Origin of the sequence: Bacillus sp. FSL K6-2971, from assembly GCF_038006405.1 — a bacterium.
GTDB classification, from domain to species: Bacteria; Bacillota; Bacilli; order Bacillales; family Bacillaceae; genus Bacillus; species Bacillus pumilus.
On record NZ_JBBOVD010000001.1, the window covers coordinates 871718 to 889344 of the forward strand.

Consider the following 17627-nt stretch of genomic DNA (forward strand, 5'->3'; position numbering starts at 1 on the left):
TCGACCGAAAAAGAATTAAAATTCATAATATTTACTTCAATTCAGGCGTCAGATATCATGACAGAAAGGGTTGGAAATGGGATACCAACATTTAATGAAAGCGTATACAACATAAGGGGTGAACAAAGTGCTAGCAATCTTAGGATTTCTTATGATGGTTGTATTTATGGTTTTGATTATGACGAAACGTATGTCTGTTTTAACGGCATTGGTATTAACACCAATTGCTTTTGCTCTTATTGCAGGTTTTCATTTTACTGAAATTTCAGACATGATTGTCAAAGGTGTGCAGCAAGTTGCACCGACAGCGGTCATGATCATGTTTGCGATTTTGTACTTTGGTATTATGATTGATGCGGGTTTATTTGATCCGATGGTGGCGAAAATTTTAAACATTGTCAAAGGCGATCCATTAAAAATTGTCGTCGGAACAGCTGTCCTGACCATGCTTGTTGCACTTGATGGTGATGGGACAACAACGTACATGATTACAACAACAGCGATGCTTCCATTATTTACGCTGCTTGGCATCCGGCCGATTATTTTAGCGGGGATTGCCGGAGTTGGCATGGGGATTATGAATACGATTCCATGGGGAGGAGCCACACCTAGAGCGGCGAGTGCACTTGGCGTTGATCCATCACTTTTATTTGGTCCGATGATTCCAGTCATTGGTGCAGGGGTTTTGAGCATGATTGTGGTGGCATACTTTCTTGGGAAGTCTGAAAGAAAGCGTCTTGGTGTCATTGAGCTCGAACAGCCGATTCATGCAAATGAAATGGCAGCGGCACTACAGGATGACATCAAGCGACCGAAACTTTGGTGGTTTAACCTGTCGCTTACGTTGTTATTGGTGCTCCTTCTCGTGTCTGGAAAAGTCAGCTTAACGGTATTATTTGTTCTTGCATTCTGTGTGGCGATTATCGTGAACTATCCGAACCTTGAACAGCAGCGTGAGCGGATTGCGGCTCATTCAACCAACGTTTTAGCGATTGCTTCCATGATATTTGCGGCAGGGGTTTTTACAGGCATCTTAACAGGCACAAAAATGGTCGATGAAATGGCGATTTCGATTGTATCTGCCATTCCAGAGCAGCTTGGCGGCTTTATTCCAGTCATTGTTGCGTTAACGAGCGGAATATTTACGTTCTTTATGCCGAATGATGCATACTTTTATGGGGTCCTGCCGATCCTATCAGAAACAGCGGCAGCATACGGTGTTGATAAAATTGAAATCGCGAGAGCCTCTATTATTGGCCAGCCGATTCATATGTTAAGCCCACTTGTTCCATCCACTCATTTACTTGTTGGACTTGTTGGGGTATCACTGGATCAGCATCAGAAGTTTGGCATGAAATGGGCTGTGCTTGCAGTTGTCGCCATGACGGTCATGTCGGTACTCATTGGGGCCATTTCCATTTGGTAAATAAAAGAGTGTCTGCTACCGGGACTGACCCCATAAGATGAGACAAATAAAAAACACCTTCAAGTTTGAAAATGGATCGTTGTGATCCGAAATAAAACATGGAGGTGTTTTTTCTATGGGGACAAGAGTGAGTTATCCGGTTGAAGTCAAACAGAAGGCTGTAGAAATGAGATTGGCAGGCGTACCTATGAAAGAGATCATGCAGAAATTGAATATCAAGAATAAGACGCAGGTTCAGACATGGGTGAGGTGGCATAAGGCTGGGGATACACACCGGTTCGAACAGCCTGTTGGAAAACAATATACCTACGGAAAGGGTCCCGAGTACTCTTCCGAATTAGAGAGACTGCAGGCAGAAAATCGCTATTTGAGTCAACAGAATGAAGTTTTAAAAAAGTACAACGAATTGGAAAGGAAGTTGATAAGGAAACGTCAATCAAACTGGTAGAAGAATTGTGCAAAACGATGACGGTACAGGACATCTGTGTCCATTTAGGCATCTTACGTACTTCGTATTATAGATGGAAAAAGGATCTGACTCAGAATCAATCTAAAAGACAACTAGAGAAACAGGTCGGCACGTTGTGCCGAAAGCACAAATATCGATATGGTTATCGAAAAATCACAGCTATACTAAAAAGGAGAATGCGTATTAACCATAAAACTGTTCAACGTATCATGCAGAAAAACCAGTGGCAATGCCGGGTTAAAATGAAAAAGCGTAAGAAGAATGGGCAGCCCTATGCCGTGGCCAGTAATATACTGGATCGGAACTTTCAGTCTGATCGCCCTCTTGAAAAACTAGTAACGGACATCACGTATTTGCCTTATGGACAGAAACAATTGTACCTTTCCAGTATATTGGATTTATATAATGGAGAAGTGATTGCTTTTACGATTGGTGATAAGCAGGACACAGACTTTATCTTAAACACACTTAATCAGCTCCCAGCACTGCCTGAGAATTGCGTGTTACATAGCGATCAAGGTTCTGTGTATACATCTTACGAGTATCAGAAAGCTGTTCATATAAAAGGCATTACCATGAGCATGTCCCGTAAAGGGACGCCCGCTGATAATGCCTCCATCGAATCGTTTCATTCCTCACTAAAGTCTGAAACGTTCTATCTTAACAGGATTGACCGCACTACGACCAGCATCGTAGAACGCACTGTCAAAGAATACATTTATTATTATAACAACATTCGTATTCAAACGAAACTAAACAACCAATCACCGATAAACTATCGGCAATTGGCTGTATAAAGGTGTTTTGATCCCTGTCTCAAAAACGGGGGTCAGTCCCTTGCCGAGCAGGCTCAATTCATTTGCCCTATACAAAAAACATGCCTGTTCCTCCAAAAGATATATTTTTGAAAAATACTGACACTTTTACTGTTTTTTTCTTTATAATGCAAATCAACGAAGGGAGAGGATAGCATGTCCAAACGAAAAGGCACGATTCTTTTTGCTGCAGTATGTCTCATAGCAGGAAGTTTGTCGATGGTGAGTCCAGATTCAGCTCATGCAGACACCCCTTATTATGGAAAGAGTTATGAACAGCCAGCCTCAGTGAAGAAGCTATACCCTGAGCCTGACGAGACGTTCGATACCCCCGCATTTCAGAAAAAAGGAGAAGCCTTCACCACACAAGAAGAGCTTCAACAATTCTTACGTGATATTGTCCGCAAAAGTCCTTACGCTACGCAGAAGCAGATTGGAACATCCATTGAAGGACGGTCCATTCCAGCCCTCTACTTTACAAAGGATCATCATATTTCTCCACTTTCAAAAAAGCCAACGATCTGGCTTCAAGCACAAATACACGGAAATGAACCAGCCTCCGGTGAATCTGCTCTCGTCATCGCAAAACGATTAGCTGGTGAAGAAGGAGAGCGTATACTCAATCATGTCAATATCATCATTGTCCCGAGAATCAATCCTGATGGTGCTTATGCGTTTGACCGCAGACTTGCAAACGGAATGGATGGAAACCGTGATCATATGACATTAGAATCTCCAGAGCTCACAGCCCTGCATCAAGAATTTAATCGGTATGCACCAGAAGTGGTCATTGATGCCCATGAATACGATGTGGGACAAAAACAGTTTGATGATATCGGATCAGCGGGTGCACTCAAATATCACGATTTACTGATCTTATCAGGGAAGAACTTGAATATTTCAGAAAGCATCCGGCTCACGTCAAATGAATTATACGTGAACGGCGTCCGTGAAACGCTAACAAATCAAGGATTTTCAAATGATTTATATTATACAAGCACAAGAGGAAAGGATGGAAAGATCGATCTCTATGAAGGCGGAACGGATGCACGAATTGGTCGAAATGCTCTGGCGCTCTCCCCAGCGCTATCCTTTCTTGTAGAAAGCAGAGGGATTGGAATTGGAAGAGAGGACTTTACCCGCCGCGTCGCAGCACAAGTCACCACTCATGAAAAAATCATTGAAACAACGGTGAAACATGCAAAGCAGGTGAAGCAGCAAATGGTGACGGAGCGTTTGAAGCTGGTGAAAAAAGGTCTCCAATCGAATGATGACGATCAAGTGGTCATTCAAGATGATTTCAAAGCGCCGGTGGATGATTCGCTTGAAATGGTAGATATTGAAAAAGGACAGACCATCAATGTCCCTGTACGCTTTCACAGTGCGAGCGATGCTATTCCTGTCATATCGAGAGAACGACCGACAGCTTATCTTGTTTTACCTGGACATGAAGGGGTAGAACGGAAGCTTCAAACCTTAGGGTTAAAAAGTATCACATTGCCTGCCAGTGTAAAAGTACCGGTACAAGCCTATCAAGTAACAAAACGAGACGAAAAGAGCAAAACAGATATTCAGCTTGAAACAGAACTCACCCAAAAGAAACGTCAGCTACCAAAAGGGACAAAGGTATATTTCACGGCGCAGCCGCAAACGAATTTGTTGTCACTTGCCCTTGAGCCAGAATCAAAAGATAGCTATATGTCATCTGGATTTATTGCTTCAAAAGTAGGCGATGAACTGCCAGTGTACCGGTTCTTGCTATCTAAAAGGACGTTAGGCATTAAATAAAAAGGGCTAAAATGATTTAGAGGGCTAAAATGATTTAGCCCTCAGCGTGTCCTATACTGCAAAAATTTTCTATCACACTGAAAAGAAGACAAAGGGCTAAAATAAACATCATTTTAGCCCTTTGTCCACAATCTAGAAGCGGCACAGTGTGTGCTGCTTTTTTATTTTCGTCCTGCTCTTATCTCATCTGTCATGCCTTCATACGGTGCTTCGGCGATAATCGTTTCGTCATTTACACCTGCATGATTCATATACGTAATGTCCGCAAATTCTGGAACAACATATTTCGGATATGTTTCGTACTTTTCACGAGATTCTTTCATGAGATCGATGTAGTCATTTTGATAGCAAACTGTGATATCTGGACGTTCATGGACCCATTTTGGGAAGAAGATGACGCCATGCATGCGTTTTTCTTCAGGCATAAAGTTCAGAGAGACGTCTGTCCCAGTTGGTTCTGTCCAAGAAACTTTGTAAACGCCTTTTGTTAGCTTCACAATATTCACTTCTTGATCACGAACCCAGCGGCCTCCAACCATTCCGCTATGAATGCGGTAATCAATGGTGTGATCGTTTTTAATGTAAATCTCATATTCCCAGCCATTTTCATACGTATAAATCATATGAAGTCCAACGAATTGATCCATGTTTATTCCTTCTTTCATTAGAATGATGTTGTTTCAAACATGTCGTGATTTACATGTTTATTTTAAAGCCTGTGGTATAATATTGTCAAAGAATAAACGTTGGAGGCACATCATGAGAGTTTTGAAATATGCCATTCTTGGTTTACTAGATCAGTGTGAGCTGACTGGATACGATATCACCAAACATTTTAAGGATTCCCTTGGACAGTTTTGGAGCGCGAAGCATAGCCAAATTTACCCTGAGCTAAAACGGCTCACAGAAGAAGGGTTTATTGAATTTGATGTTCGTATACAAGGAAAGAAGCTAGAGAAGAAGGTTTATCAAATCACAGAGGCAGGGCAAGCGGCATTGCATCAGTGGTTAAGGACAAAAGACCCGATCCCAGAAACAACAAAGGATGAATTCATGCTCAAAACATTTTTCATCTCCTCCATGGACAAAAAAGAAGCGGCTGACCTGTTTACACATCAACTACTAGAGCGCACGAAGAAAGTAGACATGCTAAAGCAGAAGCTGCACGCGTTAATAGAGGAAGATCGTGGTGCTGAATCGCTTCATTCAGCCCAATTTGGGCATTACTTAGTGCTGACAAGGGCAATTGAAAGAGAAAAAGGCTATGTCCGCTGGCTCGAGCAAACCCTTAAACGGATTGATTCATCCACGCTCTAAGGACAATGGTCGGATGATATGATAAAAAATGGTTTGAAACTAGTGAATTTATAAATAGAAACCGCTACAATGGATATATTCGTATTAAAGTGAGGCGAGTATGTTTGAGTAATCAAGAAGCGTTGTGGAATGAAGCAGAAGCTTTTATTTCTGTATGCTATGAAGAATTGGGCAAGTCAAATGAAGAGAAAGCAGCACGTCTGCATGAAATAAAACAAGAAATTAACTCTAAAGGGACGTATACTCACACACAAGAGGAATTGGCGCACGGGGCGAAAATGGCATGGCGCAACAGCAACCGCTGCATTGGCCGTTTATTTTGGTCAACTCTGCATGTTCACGACTGCCGTCACGTGAAGACAGAAGAAGAGGTGAAAGAGGCACTCTTTCATCATATTGAGTATGCGACAAATGATGGGAAAATCAAACCATCCATTACGATCTTTCCTCCAGAAAATCATTCGCAAAAGGGAGTCGTCATTTATAATCATCAGCTCGTTCGTTATGCAGGCTATGAGACGGAGTATGGCATCATCGGCGACGAGGCTTCTCTTGAATTAACTAAGTTGTGTGAAGCCCATGGCTGGAAAGGGGAGGGCACGCACTTTGATATTCTGCCTCTCATGTTTCAGCTAAAGGATCAGCCGCCCGTTCTGTATGAGCTTCCGAAAGAAATCGTCCAAGAAGTCGAGATCATCCATCCTGAGTATGAAGGATTTCGTGATTTAGGACTGAAATGGTATGCGGTACCGATTATTGCTGATATGAAATTGGAGATTGGTGGTATTCATTACAATGCAGCACCGTTCAATGGCTGGTATATGGGCACAGAAATTGGCGCACGTAACCTAGCCGATGAAAATCGCTACAATATGCTGAAAAAAGTCGCTTCGATTTTAGGACTGGACACGACAAAGAATGCGTCGCTTTGGAAGGACAAAGCGATTGTTGAGTTGAATGTGGCGGTTCTTCATTCTTACCGAGAAGCAGGGGTGACCATTGTTGATCACCATACAGCAGCACATCAATTCAAACAATTTGAAAAGCAGGAAGAAAAGGCTGACCGCAAGCTGACTGGGGACTGGACTTGGTTGATTCCGCCGGTATCACCAGCTGCTACCCACATCTTCCACAAGCATTACGACAATACCATTGTGAAGCCGAATTATTTTTATCAGGAAAAGCCCTATCATGGAACAGAAAAAGCCTAGCGAGAGCTAGGTTTCAGCGTGTAGACAAACCCTCGCATTCGCCCGCAGGTCTGCGCGCTGGTGCTCACGAATGTTCAATTCGTTCTGCGCCAGTGCTCGTCCTTCCTAGGGCTGCAAAGGTTTTCTATCACGCTGAAAAGAAGACAAAGAGCTAAAATAAACATCATTTTAGCCCTTTGTCAACAATCTGAGAAAAGCCTAGCTCTTTTATTACCTTATGCAAAAATCCTGATAATGAGCGAACTCAGTGAGCGGCTCCATTTGCATATCTGTGACCTTTGAAAAAGGGCTTCCTTTCCGGACAGTCTTTAAGAAATCAAGCACTTCCTGCTGCTCACCCTCTACCTTTAACTCAACATGCCCTTCATCTGTGTTGCGTACCCAGCCTTTCATCCCGCGATTGACGGCTTCTCCTTGTACAAAATAGCGAAAACCGACTCCCTGCACCCGTCCTGTGACAATGGCATGGTAATGAATCAATGTCATCTCTCCTTTTTTCTCATCGTACCATAGCATGTAACTGACCTTCACGCATCGACTATGATTTCATTGTCTAACGATGTAAAATAATAGCCATGAGACAACCAAAGGAGATGGTCAACGTGGGACAGAAGAGATACGACATAGTAGGAATCCAAGTAGGACAACCCATCACGACCTATGCAAACGGAAAAGAAATCAAAACAGCCATCAACAAAAAGCGAATTCATGAGCCTGTCTATTTGAGTAAGGTCAATTTTGAGGGAGATGGTCAAGGTGATTTGGTTCATCATGGAGGATATGATAAAGCCGTCTGCGTCTTTCCATACGATCATTATGCTTATTTTGAGCAGTTTTTAGGGGTTCCGTTACAGGAAGCTGCCTTCGGCGAGAATGTAACCGTGCACCAACTAGTTGAAACAGAAGTGCGGATTGGCGATGTATTTCAGCTAGGAGAAGCACTTGTTGAAGTGAGCCAGCCAAGACAGCCGTGTGTGAAACTATCTTTTAAGCATGGTAACATGAAGCTTGTAAAGGAAGTGCAACAAACGGGGTATACCGGTTTTTATTTACGAGTGCTGAAAGAAGGCTTAGTGCCTGCTGATGCTTCTCTAGTATTAGTAGAAAAAGCATCTCATCACATTACAGTTCATGAAGTGAACGAGGTCAAATATCGTCAAACAAGTCCAGAGAGGCTAAAAGCCGTTCTTAAAGTAGATGCCTTAGCAGATGTCGTGAGGAAGTCTTTAGAAAAACGAATTCAGCCCATTTAAAAAAAGCCGTACATCAGCATAAGATGTACGGCTTTTAAGCGCTTATGAGCTAGGTTTCTTTTGCTCAAGAAGATTTGCAAGGAAATATGTTTTTAAGCTTTGAAGCTTTCTTCCTTCATGCTTGGTCACACCAAGCTTCTTTAATTCTTCGACATACCAGCCTTTGCTACCATAATGCATGATAGAAAACTCCTTTCAATTGAAACTGCCTGCATTGTAACACCACAAAAAAGGACGTGAAAAGTGTGCAGGTATGAATAAATGAAAACTGATTCTATCTTCCTATGATCCATGTATATGCTGGAAATAATCATTTATGAATTTGGCGGGTTGAGGGTAACGATGATCATGCCGACCGTCATAATCATGATGACAATACCAAGATAAGTCATCATGGATTGTTTTTTCTTAATACCTACAACCGTTAAGATAATACTTTCAATCAAAAAGATAACGCCGATGATGATGAACCACATATCAAATAAGACCCCTTTCGCATATCTTTGCCTATTTTACCACAGGCATTTTTGTTTAGTCGTGACAGATTCGTGAAAGGGAAACGAAAAGATCCCCTCCAATGAAGAAGGGGATCAGCTGGCTTATAGCTTCGTTAATATAATCGGTTCGTCTTTTGTGATGACAATGGTATGTTCAATCTGTGCGACAAGGCTTTTATCTGGTGTTTTAAATGTCCAGCCGTCATCAGTTTGATAAATCGATTCAGCATTTGTTGAAATAAAAGGTTCGAAGGCGATCACGGTGCCATTCTTAAACAAAGCATTATCGAAAGGATCATAATAGTTTAAAATATGGTTAGGTGCTTCATGTAGACTTTTCCCAATGCCATGTCCTGTCAGGTTTTTAATGACAGTAAATCCTTGTTCTTTTGCTGTATTGTAGACCGCACGGCCAATTTGGTTTTGCCTTTTACCGGCTTTTGCATGCTTTAATCCTTCGAGGAATGCATCCTCTGCACACTGGCATAATGCTTCAAGACGAGCATCACCTGTACCTAATACGAATGAAATACCGGTATCGGAATAATAGCCGTCCAGCTCTGCTGAAATATCAATATTGATGAGGTCGCCCTCTTGTAAAATGGTTTTTTCACTTGGAATACCGTGAGCAACTTCATCGTTCACGCTGATACAAGTCGTCCCAGGGAAGTCATATTCCTTTTCGGGTGCTGAATTCGCCCCATGCTCTTCTAATATTTTTTTTCCAATCAAATCTAGTTCTTTTGTAGACATGCCTGGTTTCGCTTGGCTTTTCATTTCTTCTCTTGCCAAAGCGACAATTCGGCCGACTTTTTTTAAGGCTTCTAACTCATGATCATGTTTGACAATCACTGTTCATTCCCGCTTTCTATAACTTCATTCTATTCAATAGCTTACCACATTTTACGCAAAAAGAGTAAAGAGCGGAATTCAAATGAATGTGGACAAATTGGTATAGATAACTAGATGTGCATATGATATATTTTTTATGAGCATCATGCACGTTTAGTCATGATGATGACAAAGGGGGAGAAGACAAATGGTATTTCAGTTTTTTCAAAAGCTAGGCAAATCTTTTATGCTTCCAATCGCTGTACTTCCAGCAGCAGGGATTATTTTGGCTATTGGGCGGGAGGATGTATTCGATATCCCGTTTATTCATGCGGCTGGAAATGCCATTTTTGCAAACTTGGCTTTAATTTTTGCAATGGGGATAGCGATCGGTATTGCAAAGGATGGTAACGGGGCAGCGGCATTATCAGGTGCGATCTCTTATTTTATTTTATCAGCTGGTACAACGTCGATTAATTCAACGAACAATATGGGGGTATTGGGCGGTATTTTATGCGGGCTATTGGCAGGTTATGTGTACAATCGCTTCAAGGATACGAAGCTGCCAGAATATTTAGGTTTCTTTAGCGGAAGACGGCTTGTGCCAATTATGACCGCACTTTTCACCATTTTATTAGCAGCCGTTTTCGGATTTGTATGGCCTCCGATTCAAAGCGGGATCAATGGATTAGGGGAATGGATTTTAAGTCTTGGTGCAACGGGTGCAGGGCTGTTTGGTTTCTTTAACCGCTTGCTCATTCCATTAGGGCTTCATCATGTGCTGAATAACTTATTTTGGTTTCAATTCGGGGAATTCAGCGGGGCAACAGGAGATCTAGCGCGATTCTTTAAAGGAGATCCAAGCGCGGGTGTCTTTATGACTGGTTTCTTCCCAGTGATGATGTTCGGTCTGCCAGCGGCATGTCTAGCCATGATTGTGACCGCAAAGCCTGAAAAGCGAAAAGCAACGGCTGGCTTGATGATTGGGATGGCGCTTACGTCATTTATTACAGGGATCACTGAACCAATTGAATTTTCATTTATGTTTTTATCTCCACTCTTATATGGTGTCCATGCTGTACTAACGGGTCTTTCGCTCTTTATTGTGAACATTCTCGGGATTCATAGCGGCTTCGCTTTTTCAGCAGGAGCGATTGATTACGTTTTAAGCTTTGGCATTGCACAAAAACCACTCATGCTGCTTGGGGTTGGTGTGCTTTATGGCATTGTGTACTTTGTCGTTTTCTATTTCCTCATTAAACTGTTAAAGCTTAAAACACCGGGCAGAGAAGATGAAGACATTGAAGATATTGCAGCCGATGATACGAAGACGGCAGGTGCGAGTATACTTTTAGAGGGACTTGGCGGCAAAGACAATATCACCGCCATTGATCATTGTGCCACCCGCCTGCGTTTAACAGTAGAAGATACACATTTATTAAATGAAGGCACATTGAAAAAAGCAGGTGCCAAAGGGGTACTGACTTCAGGGAAAACCTCCGTACAAATCATCATTGGAACGAATGTAGAATTTGTCGCAAATGATCTCCGCAAGGAAGTCGATCGAGATTAAAAAAAGCGTTCAGCCAGGTCAAATGGGCTGAACGTTTTTTTGTTTGCGCTGTTCGATGACGAGCACAATACTGATCACAACAAGTAAAAACCAAGAACTGATTTTCCCAAGATGTACGAGAGACCAAGCGTGCTGTTGATTTGGATATTGCCATGCCCCTAAAAAGGTGGTGACATTTTCGGCAATCCAAATGAAGAAACCAATCAGCAAGAAAGAGATGACAAGCGGCATTCGAAAGGTAGAAGAGCCAACCTGAAACGAGACGGACGTTTTTCGAAATATGACAACAAGCAGTAATGTCAGCCACCATCTCAGATCATAGAGCCAGTGATGCGTAAAAAAATTGAGATAAATACACAAGCTAATCCCAATTGAAAGAAACGGATGGGGCCATGAACTGACCTGCACGTGAAGCCGGGACAGTGCCTGATAAATATAGCTTGCTACACTCGCATACATAAATCCGCTATAGAGCGGAACCCCAAAGACCTTCGTATAAGCCTCTTCAGGATAGGACCAAGAACCCATATGAACTTTATACATTTCTAAGCCAATACCTATTATGTGAAATAGACAGATCACCTTCAATTCATTCAATGTCTCCAGCCGAAGCGTCAGCATGAGCATCTGGGCAAGAAGGCAAAGTAGTAGAATGAAATCATACCGGTGTAGAAAAGGAATCGTCACTATCTTTGATAGGGCAAGCGCCGCAAAGATCATGACGGGGAATAGACACGACATCGCCTGTAAGTAAGCAAACTGGAATAATGTTTTCATACAAAATGAAACCTCTTTTCATTGTCTGAAATGACTAAGACGGATTTAGCAAGGGAAAAGTTACCTGACCTATATATTCATGAACAATTTGTGAATATGTATGTGAAAAAGATCACAAACTAGTTTTAACGTAGTATAATAAGATCATAAAGAAAATGTGAAAAAATTCACATAAATTAAAGGGAGGCATCATCATGTTTACAAAATTCTTACAAACGAATGTATGGGCAGCGGTTATCCTTTTGGCAGCAAGACTTTATATCGGTTGGACTTGGCTCACATCTGGTATAGGAAAACTAACAGGCGGATTCGATGCATCAGGATATTTACAATTTGCGATAGCTGAACCTGTTGTCAAAGATGGAAACCTCGTGTATCCGTTCTATGTATGGTTTTTAGAAAATGTCGCTTTGCCGAATGCTGGACTATTCAGTGCCATGGTCATGTGGGGAGAAATTTTAGTAGGTCTAGGATTAATTGTTGGATTATTCACAACAACTGCAGCCTTTTTCGGAAGCATGATGAATGTCTCTTTCTTACTAGCTGGTACCGTCTCTGTCAACCCGCTTCTTCTGCTCATTGCCATCGTCATCATGGCTGCGAAAGGAAATGCAGGCAAATTTGGACTTGATTATGTCGCAGGTCCAGTCTTGAAACGTACAATGAAAAGAAAGCCGCATTTAGAAGTGGCTTCATAATAAAGAAAAAGCATCCTTAGCTTCTGCTCAAGGATGCTTTTTTTATTTAGGAATCAGCTTTCACCAGATTAATATGCAGGACGGTGAGCTTCTGCTGATTTATATCTGGGTCATTTCCGACGATAAATTCCAGCTCATAATCTCCAGTACGATACACATATTTTTTCTCTTTTGTCTGTGGAATGGTGCTGACCGAATCTGCTTGTCCAAGTTGTTTCTTTAATAGGGAAGGGGTCATTCCGCCGATATTCGTTTCTTTTTCTACATTTGTACCGAAATAACGGATTTCGTCAATTTTGCCTTTTGCATCATAATGAAAAGCAAATCCCGGATTCCCCATTTCAGCATGATACAAATCAAAGCTGCTTAGACCTGTTTCTGGATATGGATTTCCTAGTTTATGATGGACATCCATCTTTGTTTGAACTCCAATTTTAAGACCTTTTGCATAATACGGCATTTGTCCTTTATGTGTCAGCTCATAAATGTTGTTTAATGCGGTTTTCGGACCTTGAGGAACGGATTGTTCGACTGCTGTTTTGGTCATGGCGTGTGCTGAGACTGCAGGACTGAATCCAATGAGGGCGGACGTAGCGAGTGAAGCAGTCATGACAAAAGCGGTTGTTTTCTTCATTTTAAAATCCCTCCTTCTTCTTTCTATACCCGGTGCAATAGGGGTCAAACGTAAAAAGAACCAGCTGATCAGAGATCGGCTGGTTCTTAAAATGAGAAAGTTATTTTGATGAAGTGCCGGATTTATCTTTGGCGGAAGAGGAATCTTCTTCATCCTGTACTTTCTTTGTATAATCATATTGATTGCGGTCAATCGGTGTAAAGCCTTTAGGCTTGTAGAAACGGAGTAAATCTTCGGTGACGATCTTATCAGATGTCTCAAGCATCTTTTTCACCGTTTCATTTTCTTGTGATGCCTTATCAGTCGGCTCGATTTTCTCGCCTGTTTTGTTGCTGTAATAGTTATTGCCTACTTTTGTGTAATCCTTAGAGACGAAGTCACCATTTCTAAATGGCACAAGCTCTTTGAAGTTCTTCGATAAGATATCAGAACCAGACATTAAATAGTTCTTCGTATCATCACCAAGCAGGTGCAGAAGGGTTGGTGCGACATCGACTTCACCAGAGTATTTATGAATCTGTCCGCCTTTGACGCCTGGTACATGAATAAAGAGCGGTACGCGCATGAGTTGCGCATTTTCATAATCTCCGATTTTTTGTCCTGTCACTTTTTCCATCGCTTCATTGTGGTTTTCAGAAATGCCGTAATGGTCTCCGTACATAATGACGACTGTATTGTCATAGAGTCCAGACTTTTTCAGGTCGTTGAAGAACTGTTCAATCGCTTCATCTAAATAATGAGCCGATTGGAAATAGTTATTGACGACAGAGTCTCCGAAGTCACCAGGTTCGAAATCGGTATCCCCTTCATCCATTCCAAATGGGAAATGGTTCGATAACGTAATGAATTTCGAATAAAACGGCTGCTTCAAGTTTTCAAGCATTGGCATAGATTCTTTGAAGAATGGTTTGTCTTTCAGCCCATAGTTCTTCGTATCTTGCTCGTTCATATCGTAATACTCAGAATCGTAAAACCTGTCATATCCAAACGACTTAAACATTTCATTACGGTTCCAGAAGGTTTTCGTATTGCCGTGGAATTCTGCTGACGTGTATTGATCCTTCTTCAGAATGCCAGGAAGTGCTTGATACGTGTTTTGCGCTTTGTTAATAAAAACAGAGCCTTGTGATAATGGGAATAGCCCAGTATCCATCATAAATTCAGCATCAGACGTCTTTCCTTGTCCTGTTTGATGGAAGAAGTTATCAAAGTAAAACGTTTTGTTGTCGTGTGCCAATGAATTAAGGAATGGCGTTACTTCTTTTCCGTTTACTTTGTAATCAATGACAAAGTTTTGCAGAGATTCAAGAGAAATCGTAATCACGTTCATGCCTTTTGCTTTCCCGTAATAAGCCGGGTTAGGGTCAGCGCTGTTCGCTTTTAAATAGTTCTCTACATCTGTCACGTCATTTGAATTTGCCAGAGCACGCTGGCTGTTTGATTTCACATTTTGAATGGCATCAAACACAGTAAAGTTATAAGCACCTAAATATTTCACTAAATAATTGCGGTCAAATGCTCTTGATAAAAGCTCTGGACGATCAATCTCTGCAGCGACTAAATTCATCACAAAGATTACAACAGAGGATACAAGGACGAGTCTAAACGATTTTGACTTTTGAACAGGTACAGTAGCTGTACTTGCTTGCTTCTTTTTCATGCGGACTGCGAGTACGATCAAAATGATGGTATCCATAAAGTAAAACATATCAGTCCAACGCATGAGTGAAAATGCACTATCACCTAATTGTCCGCCATTCGTTCCTGCCTGCATCACGGTAGGCAGCGTGATAAAGTCATTGAAGAATCGATAGTACACGATGTTTGCGTATAGTAAAAAAGACATGAAAAAATGAATCACAATGATAGCGGCAGGCTGCCATTTTTTCTTGAACAATAAAGCAAAGCCAAGAAAGAACAAGCTGGAGCTAATAGGATTCACGAAAAGCAAAATATGCTGAAGCACATTTGATATACCAAGTTTAAATTCAATTAAATACGCTGAATACGTTTTGAGCCACAGTAAGATGACTGCAATAACAAAGAAGCCGAGGCCTCGTTTTTGAATAAATGTTTTCATAAAAACACTCCTTTTCTCCGATACACGGAAGAGGCGGAACGAAAGAAAACGAACCATTAGAATATACCATGAAATGATCAAATAGAAAAGTGATAACCGGCGAAGAGTGTCTAGCAGCCTGTCCGAGCAATAAAAGGGAAGAAAACGAAAATATTCGCTCTTCGAAAAACTTTTTATAAAATTCACCCTATTATTTACAGAAAATTCAGTTATTTTCCAGTTGCTATATCAATAAAACAGGTAAAAAGGCACGAGTCTAAAGAATTAATTTGGTTTCTGCAATGATGATTTAGAGAGTATTTCCAGTGTTTCTTAATGTTTATGCAGGTTAAGTAAAAAAAATGAGAAGAAGAATGGAGAAAGAACATGGATGGAATTTCCTGATATAAGATATATTGATATATTTTTTTGTTTCATCAACAAAATGGTTTCGATGTGTTTTGTAAGGGTTTTATTTGTTTTGATGAATGAACAAATTATCTAAATATACTTAAGTGGACATTTCGAGACTATAAACTTTTGAATTGGGGTCGATATAGACTTTGACAGGAAATCTTCCATTGAAAGGATTGATAGTATATGACTGTACGAGCAAACAACCTCGTTCAGAACTGGTTTCCGAGTGAGGACGGAAATGCAGCAGAGCGTAAAGAATTCATCAAATTGATGGAGCAGATTATTTCAGGGGTCGATCACCTGAAAGATCCGAACCGTGCACACCTAAAGGGTGAAAAGAATCGCGAGGAGAATTTTTATCAAAAGCTCACTGAAACAAGTCAAATTCCGGTGAACGGACAACAAGCGGAACTTGTGAATGAAGAATTACTGAAGCTTTTACATAACCATCCTTACCACACAAAGTATTTCTTCACGAACATTTTGCCGATGGCAAGTACACCAGGAATTCTAGGCATGCTGACGGCGATGCTGGTAAATGGAAACAATCTATGGGATGTTTATGGACCAGCAGGAGCGGAAGCTGAGGTCAGAGTGGTCTCAATGATGTCTAAGCTCATCGGATATGATCCAAGTGTGAGCGGGGGATATACAACATGGGGAGGTCAAGGAGCCATTTTCTCAGGACTGCGTTTAGCGATTGCAAAAGTTGCGCCGGAGTCACTGCGAAAAGGAGTTCCGCAAAACCTTTATGCGTTTTGTTCTGATGCGGCACATTACAGCTTATTTAAGTCAATGGAAGCAACAGGACTTGGCACAGACAACTTGATCAGAATTAAGACGAATAAAGATCATTCGATGGATATGGAAGATTTACGTTGTCAAATGGAACGTGTTGCACAAAATGGCGGGATTCCCGTTTATATTGTGGCAACAACCGGAACAACAGATGCCATTGCAATTGATGATGTAAAAGGGGTACGTGAAAAAGCAGAAGCTATTGCTGAGAAGTATGGTCTAAAGGTGCCGCATATTCACGCGGATTCGGCGCTGGGCGGATTCTTTGCTTTCTTTAATGAGTATGATGTATCTAAAAACCCGCTGCAATTCTCAGACGGTGTTCTTCGTATGCTAGAAGAAATCAAAGCGAAATTCGAACATCTTTCTCTTGCAGACACGATGTGCTTTGATTTTCAAAAGCTCGGTCAAACACCTTACACATCTAGCTTATTCTTAGTGAAAAACGCTGCTGACTTAAAGCGTTTGGACCTAGAAGAACAAGAGACACCATATGTTGGACATAGGGGCTACGGGGAATACCATACGGGTTATACACTTGAATGCACAAGAATGGGAAGCTCTATCAGCATGCTGAGTGTACTGTTAACATTTGGGATTGAAGGCTATCAGCGCTTGCTCGGTCAATTTTTAGAGGTGAACCTTGCATTTAGAGAAGCACTCAGTCAAGAAATTCCGCAAGCAGAAGTCGTGAATGATGACAACGTCGGAATGGCTACATTATTTAGAATTTACCTAGACGGCTCACCGCGCTTTCAAGAAGAAATTTCAGGCGAAGCGACGGCAATGGAAATTGAGCGGAACAATGAATTGAACAAAATGCTGTTTGAAAAGCTTGGAGAAAAAAGAGACGAAATGTTTTTTGGTGATACAACGAAGTTTTTACTTGTAAATGCAAAAGAAGGACAAGAATTCTATCTAAGTGTTAGTAAGTTTTTTGTGATCTCACCTTATACGTTACCAGAGCATATCCCTCATATCGTATCTTATTTAAAAGATGTGATTGCATCTGTTTGTGGACAATTTGAACATGTACATGCTTAAATCAAATCTGAGAGTGGAGA

17 protein-coding genes are annotated in these 17627 nt (G+C 41.3%); 9 read left to right on the forward strand and 8 right to left on the reverse strand.

Features of this window, described 5'->3' with window-relative positions:
- Positions 1–127: 127 nt before the first annotated feature.
- The 3 genes from MHI33_RS04295 to MHI33_RS04305 all read left to right on the forward strand — a co-directional run bounded on the left by MHI33_RS04295 (position 128) and on the right by MHI33_RS04305 (position 4498).
- Complete coding sequence (locus MHI33_RS04295; RefSeq protein WP_111913146.1) at positions 128–1426, forward strand: citrate:proton symporter; 1299 nt, start codon at positions 128–130, stop codon at positions 1424–1426.
- 115 nt (positions 1427–1541) lie between these two features.
- Positions 1542–2692 (forward strand): IS3 family transposase gene (locus MHI33_RS04300; RefSeq protein WP_340909408.1). Its coding sequence is split into 2 segments (ribosomal slippage): positions 1542–1815 and positions 1815–2692, totalling 1152 coding nucleotides; the frame shifts between segments, so codons are not numbered across the junction.
- Positions 2693–2866: 174 nt separating this feature from the next.
- A complete protein-coding gene (locus MHI33_RS04305; RefSeq protein ID WP_265209062.1) occupies positions 2867–4498 on the forward strand; it encodes a M14 family metallopeptidase in 1632 nt (543 codons plus the stop codon).
- Between the two features lie 161 nt (positions 4499–4659).
- Here MHI33_RS04305 and MHI33_RS04310 read toward each other — a convergent pair whose 3' ends face one another.
- Positions 4660–5145, reverse strand: a complete 486-nt coding sequence (locus MHI33_RS04310) for a phenolic acid decarboxylase (RefSeq protein ID WP_044139752.1) — start codon at positions 5143–5145, stop codon at positions 4660–4662.
- Between the two features lie 112 nt (positions 5146–5257).
- Here MHI33_RS04310 and MHI33_RS04315 point away from each other — a divergent pair, with 112 nt between their 5' ends.
- Positions 5258–5815 carry a PadR family transcriptional regulator gene (locus tag MHI33_RS04315; protein WP_111913149.1) on the forward strand — a complete coding sequence of 186 codons (558 nt, stop codon included), beginning with the start codon at positions 5258–5260 and terminating at the stop codon, positions 5813–5815.
- Between the two features lie 104 nt (positions 5816–5919).
- Positions 5920–7026: a nitric oxide synthase oxygenase gene (locus tag MHI33_RS04320; protein ID WP_340909417.1), complete on the forward strand. Its 1107-nt coding sequence runs from the start codon at positions 5920–5922 to the stop codon at positions 7024–7026.
- Between the two features lie 210 nt (positions 7027–7236).
- Here the strand turns inward: MHI33_RS04320 and MHI33_RS04325 are convergent, their stop codons facing one another.
- Positions 7237–7506: an acylphosphatase gene (locus tag MHI33_RS04325; RefSeq protein WP_340913776.1), complete on the reverse strand. Its 270-nt coding sequence runs from the start codon at positions 7504–7506 to the stop codon at positions 7237–7239.
- Between the two features lie 122 nt (positions 7507–7628).
- On the opposite strand from MHI33_RS04325, the gene MHI33_RS04330 reads away from it, so the two are divergent.
- Positions 7629–8279 carry an MOSC domain-containing protein gene (locus MHI33_RS04330; protein WP_044139749.1) on the forward strand — a complete coding sequence of 217 codons (651 nt, stop codon included), beginning with the start codon at positions 7629–7631 and terminating at the stop codon, positions 8277–8279.
- Between the two features lie 42 nt (positions 8280–8321).
- On the opposite strand, the gene MHI33_RS04335 is transcribed toward MHI33_RS04330, so the two are convergent.
- The 3 genes from MHI33_RS04335 to map all read right to left on the reverse strand — a co-directional run bounded on the left by MHI33_RS04335 (position 8322) and on the right by map (position 9628).
- Entirely contained in the window at positions 8322–8459 is a 138-nt protein-coding gene (locus MHI33_RS04335) for a YflJ family protein (RefSeq protein WP_003214303.1), read from the reverse strand.
- Between the two features lie 134 nt (positions 8460–8593).
- Entirely contained in the window at positions 8594–8755 is a 162-nt protein-coding gene (locus MHI33_RS04340) for a hypothetical protein (RefSeq protein ID WP_003214360.1), read from the reverse strand.
- Positions 8756–8878: 123 nt separating this feature from the next.
- Entirely contained in the window at positions 8879–9628 is a 750-nt protein-coding gene (gene map / locus MHI33_RS04345; RefSeq protein ID WP_044139748.1) for a type I methionyl aminopeptidase, read from the reverse strand.
- Between the two features lie 187 nt (positions 9629–9815).
- Here map and nagE point away from each other — a divergent pair, with 187 nt between their 5' ends.
- Positions 9816–11180, forward strand: a complete 1365-nt coding sequence (nagE, locus tag MHI33_RS04350; protein ID WP_044139747.1) for an N-acetylglucosamine-specific PTS transporter subunit IIBC — start codon at positions 9816–9818, stop codon at positions 11178–11180.
- 18 nt (positions 11181–11198) lie between these two features.
- Here the strand turns inward: nagE and MHI33_RS04355 are convergent, their stop codons facing one another.
- Positions 11199–11957 (reverse strand): DUF817 domain-containing protein, encoded by a 759-nt coding sequence (locus MHI33_RS04355; protein ID WP_003214429.1) that lies wholly within the window; start codon positions 11955–11957, stop codon positions 11199–11201.
- 194 nt (positions 11958–12151) lie between these two features.
- On the opposite strand from MHI33_RS04355, the gene MHI33_RS04360 reads away from it, so the two are divergent.
- Positions 12152–12655: a DoxX family protein gene (locus MHI33_RS04360; protein WP_003214123.1), complete on the forward strand. Its 504-nt coding sequence runs from the start codon at positions 12152–12154 to the stop codon at positions 12653–12655.
- A gap of 46 nt (positions 12656–12701) precedes the next feature.
- On the opposite strand, the gene MHI33_RS04365 is transcribed toward MHI33_RS04360, so the two are convergent.
- Together MHI33_RS04365 and MHI33_RS04370 are read right to left on the reverse strand one after the other, a co-directional pair.
- The gene (locus MHI33_RS04365) at positions 12702–13289 is read right to left on the reverse strand and encodes a YjgB family protein (protein ID WP_340909427.1); all 588 of its coding nucleotides are present in this window, start codon (positions 13287–13289) and stop codon (positions 12702–12704) included.
- 100 nt (positions 13290–13389) lie between these two features.
- The gene (locus MHI33_RS04370) at positions 13390–15369 is read right to left on the reverse strand and encodes an LTA synthase family protein (RefSeq protein WP_106066728.1); all 1980 of its coding nucleotides are present in this window, start codon (positions 15367–15369) and stop codon (positions 13390–13392) included.
- A 579-nt stretch (positions 15370–15948) separates the two neighbouring features.
- Here MHI33_RS04370 and MHI33_RS04375 point away from each other — a divergent pair.
- On the forward strand, positions 15949–17607 hold the full coding sequence (locus MHI33_RS04375; protein ID WP_111913159.1) for a pyridoxal phosphate-dependent decarboxylase family protein: 1659 nt from the start codon (positions 15949–15951) through the stop codon (positions 17605–17607).
- Positions 17608–17627 lie beyond the last annotated feature (20 nt).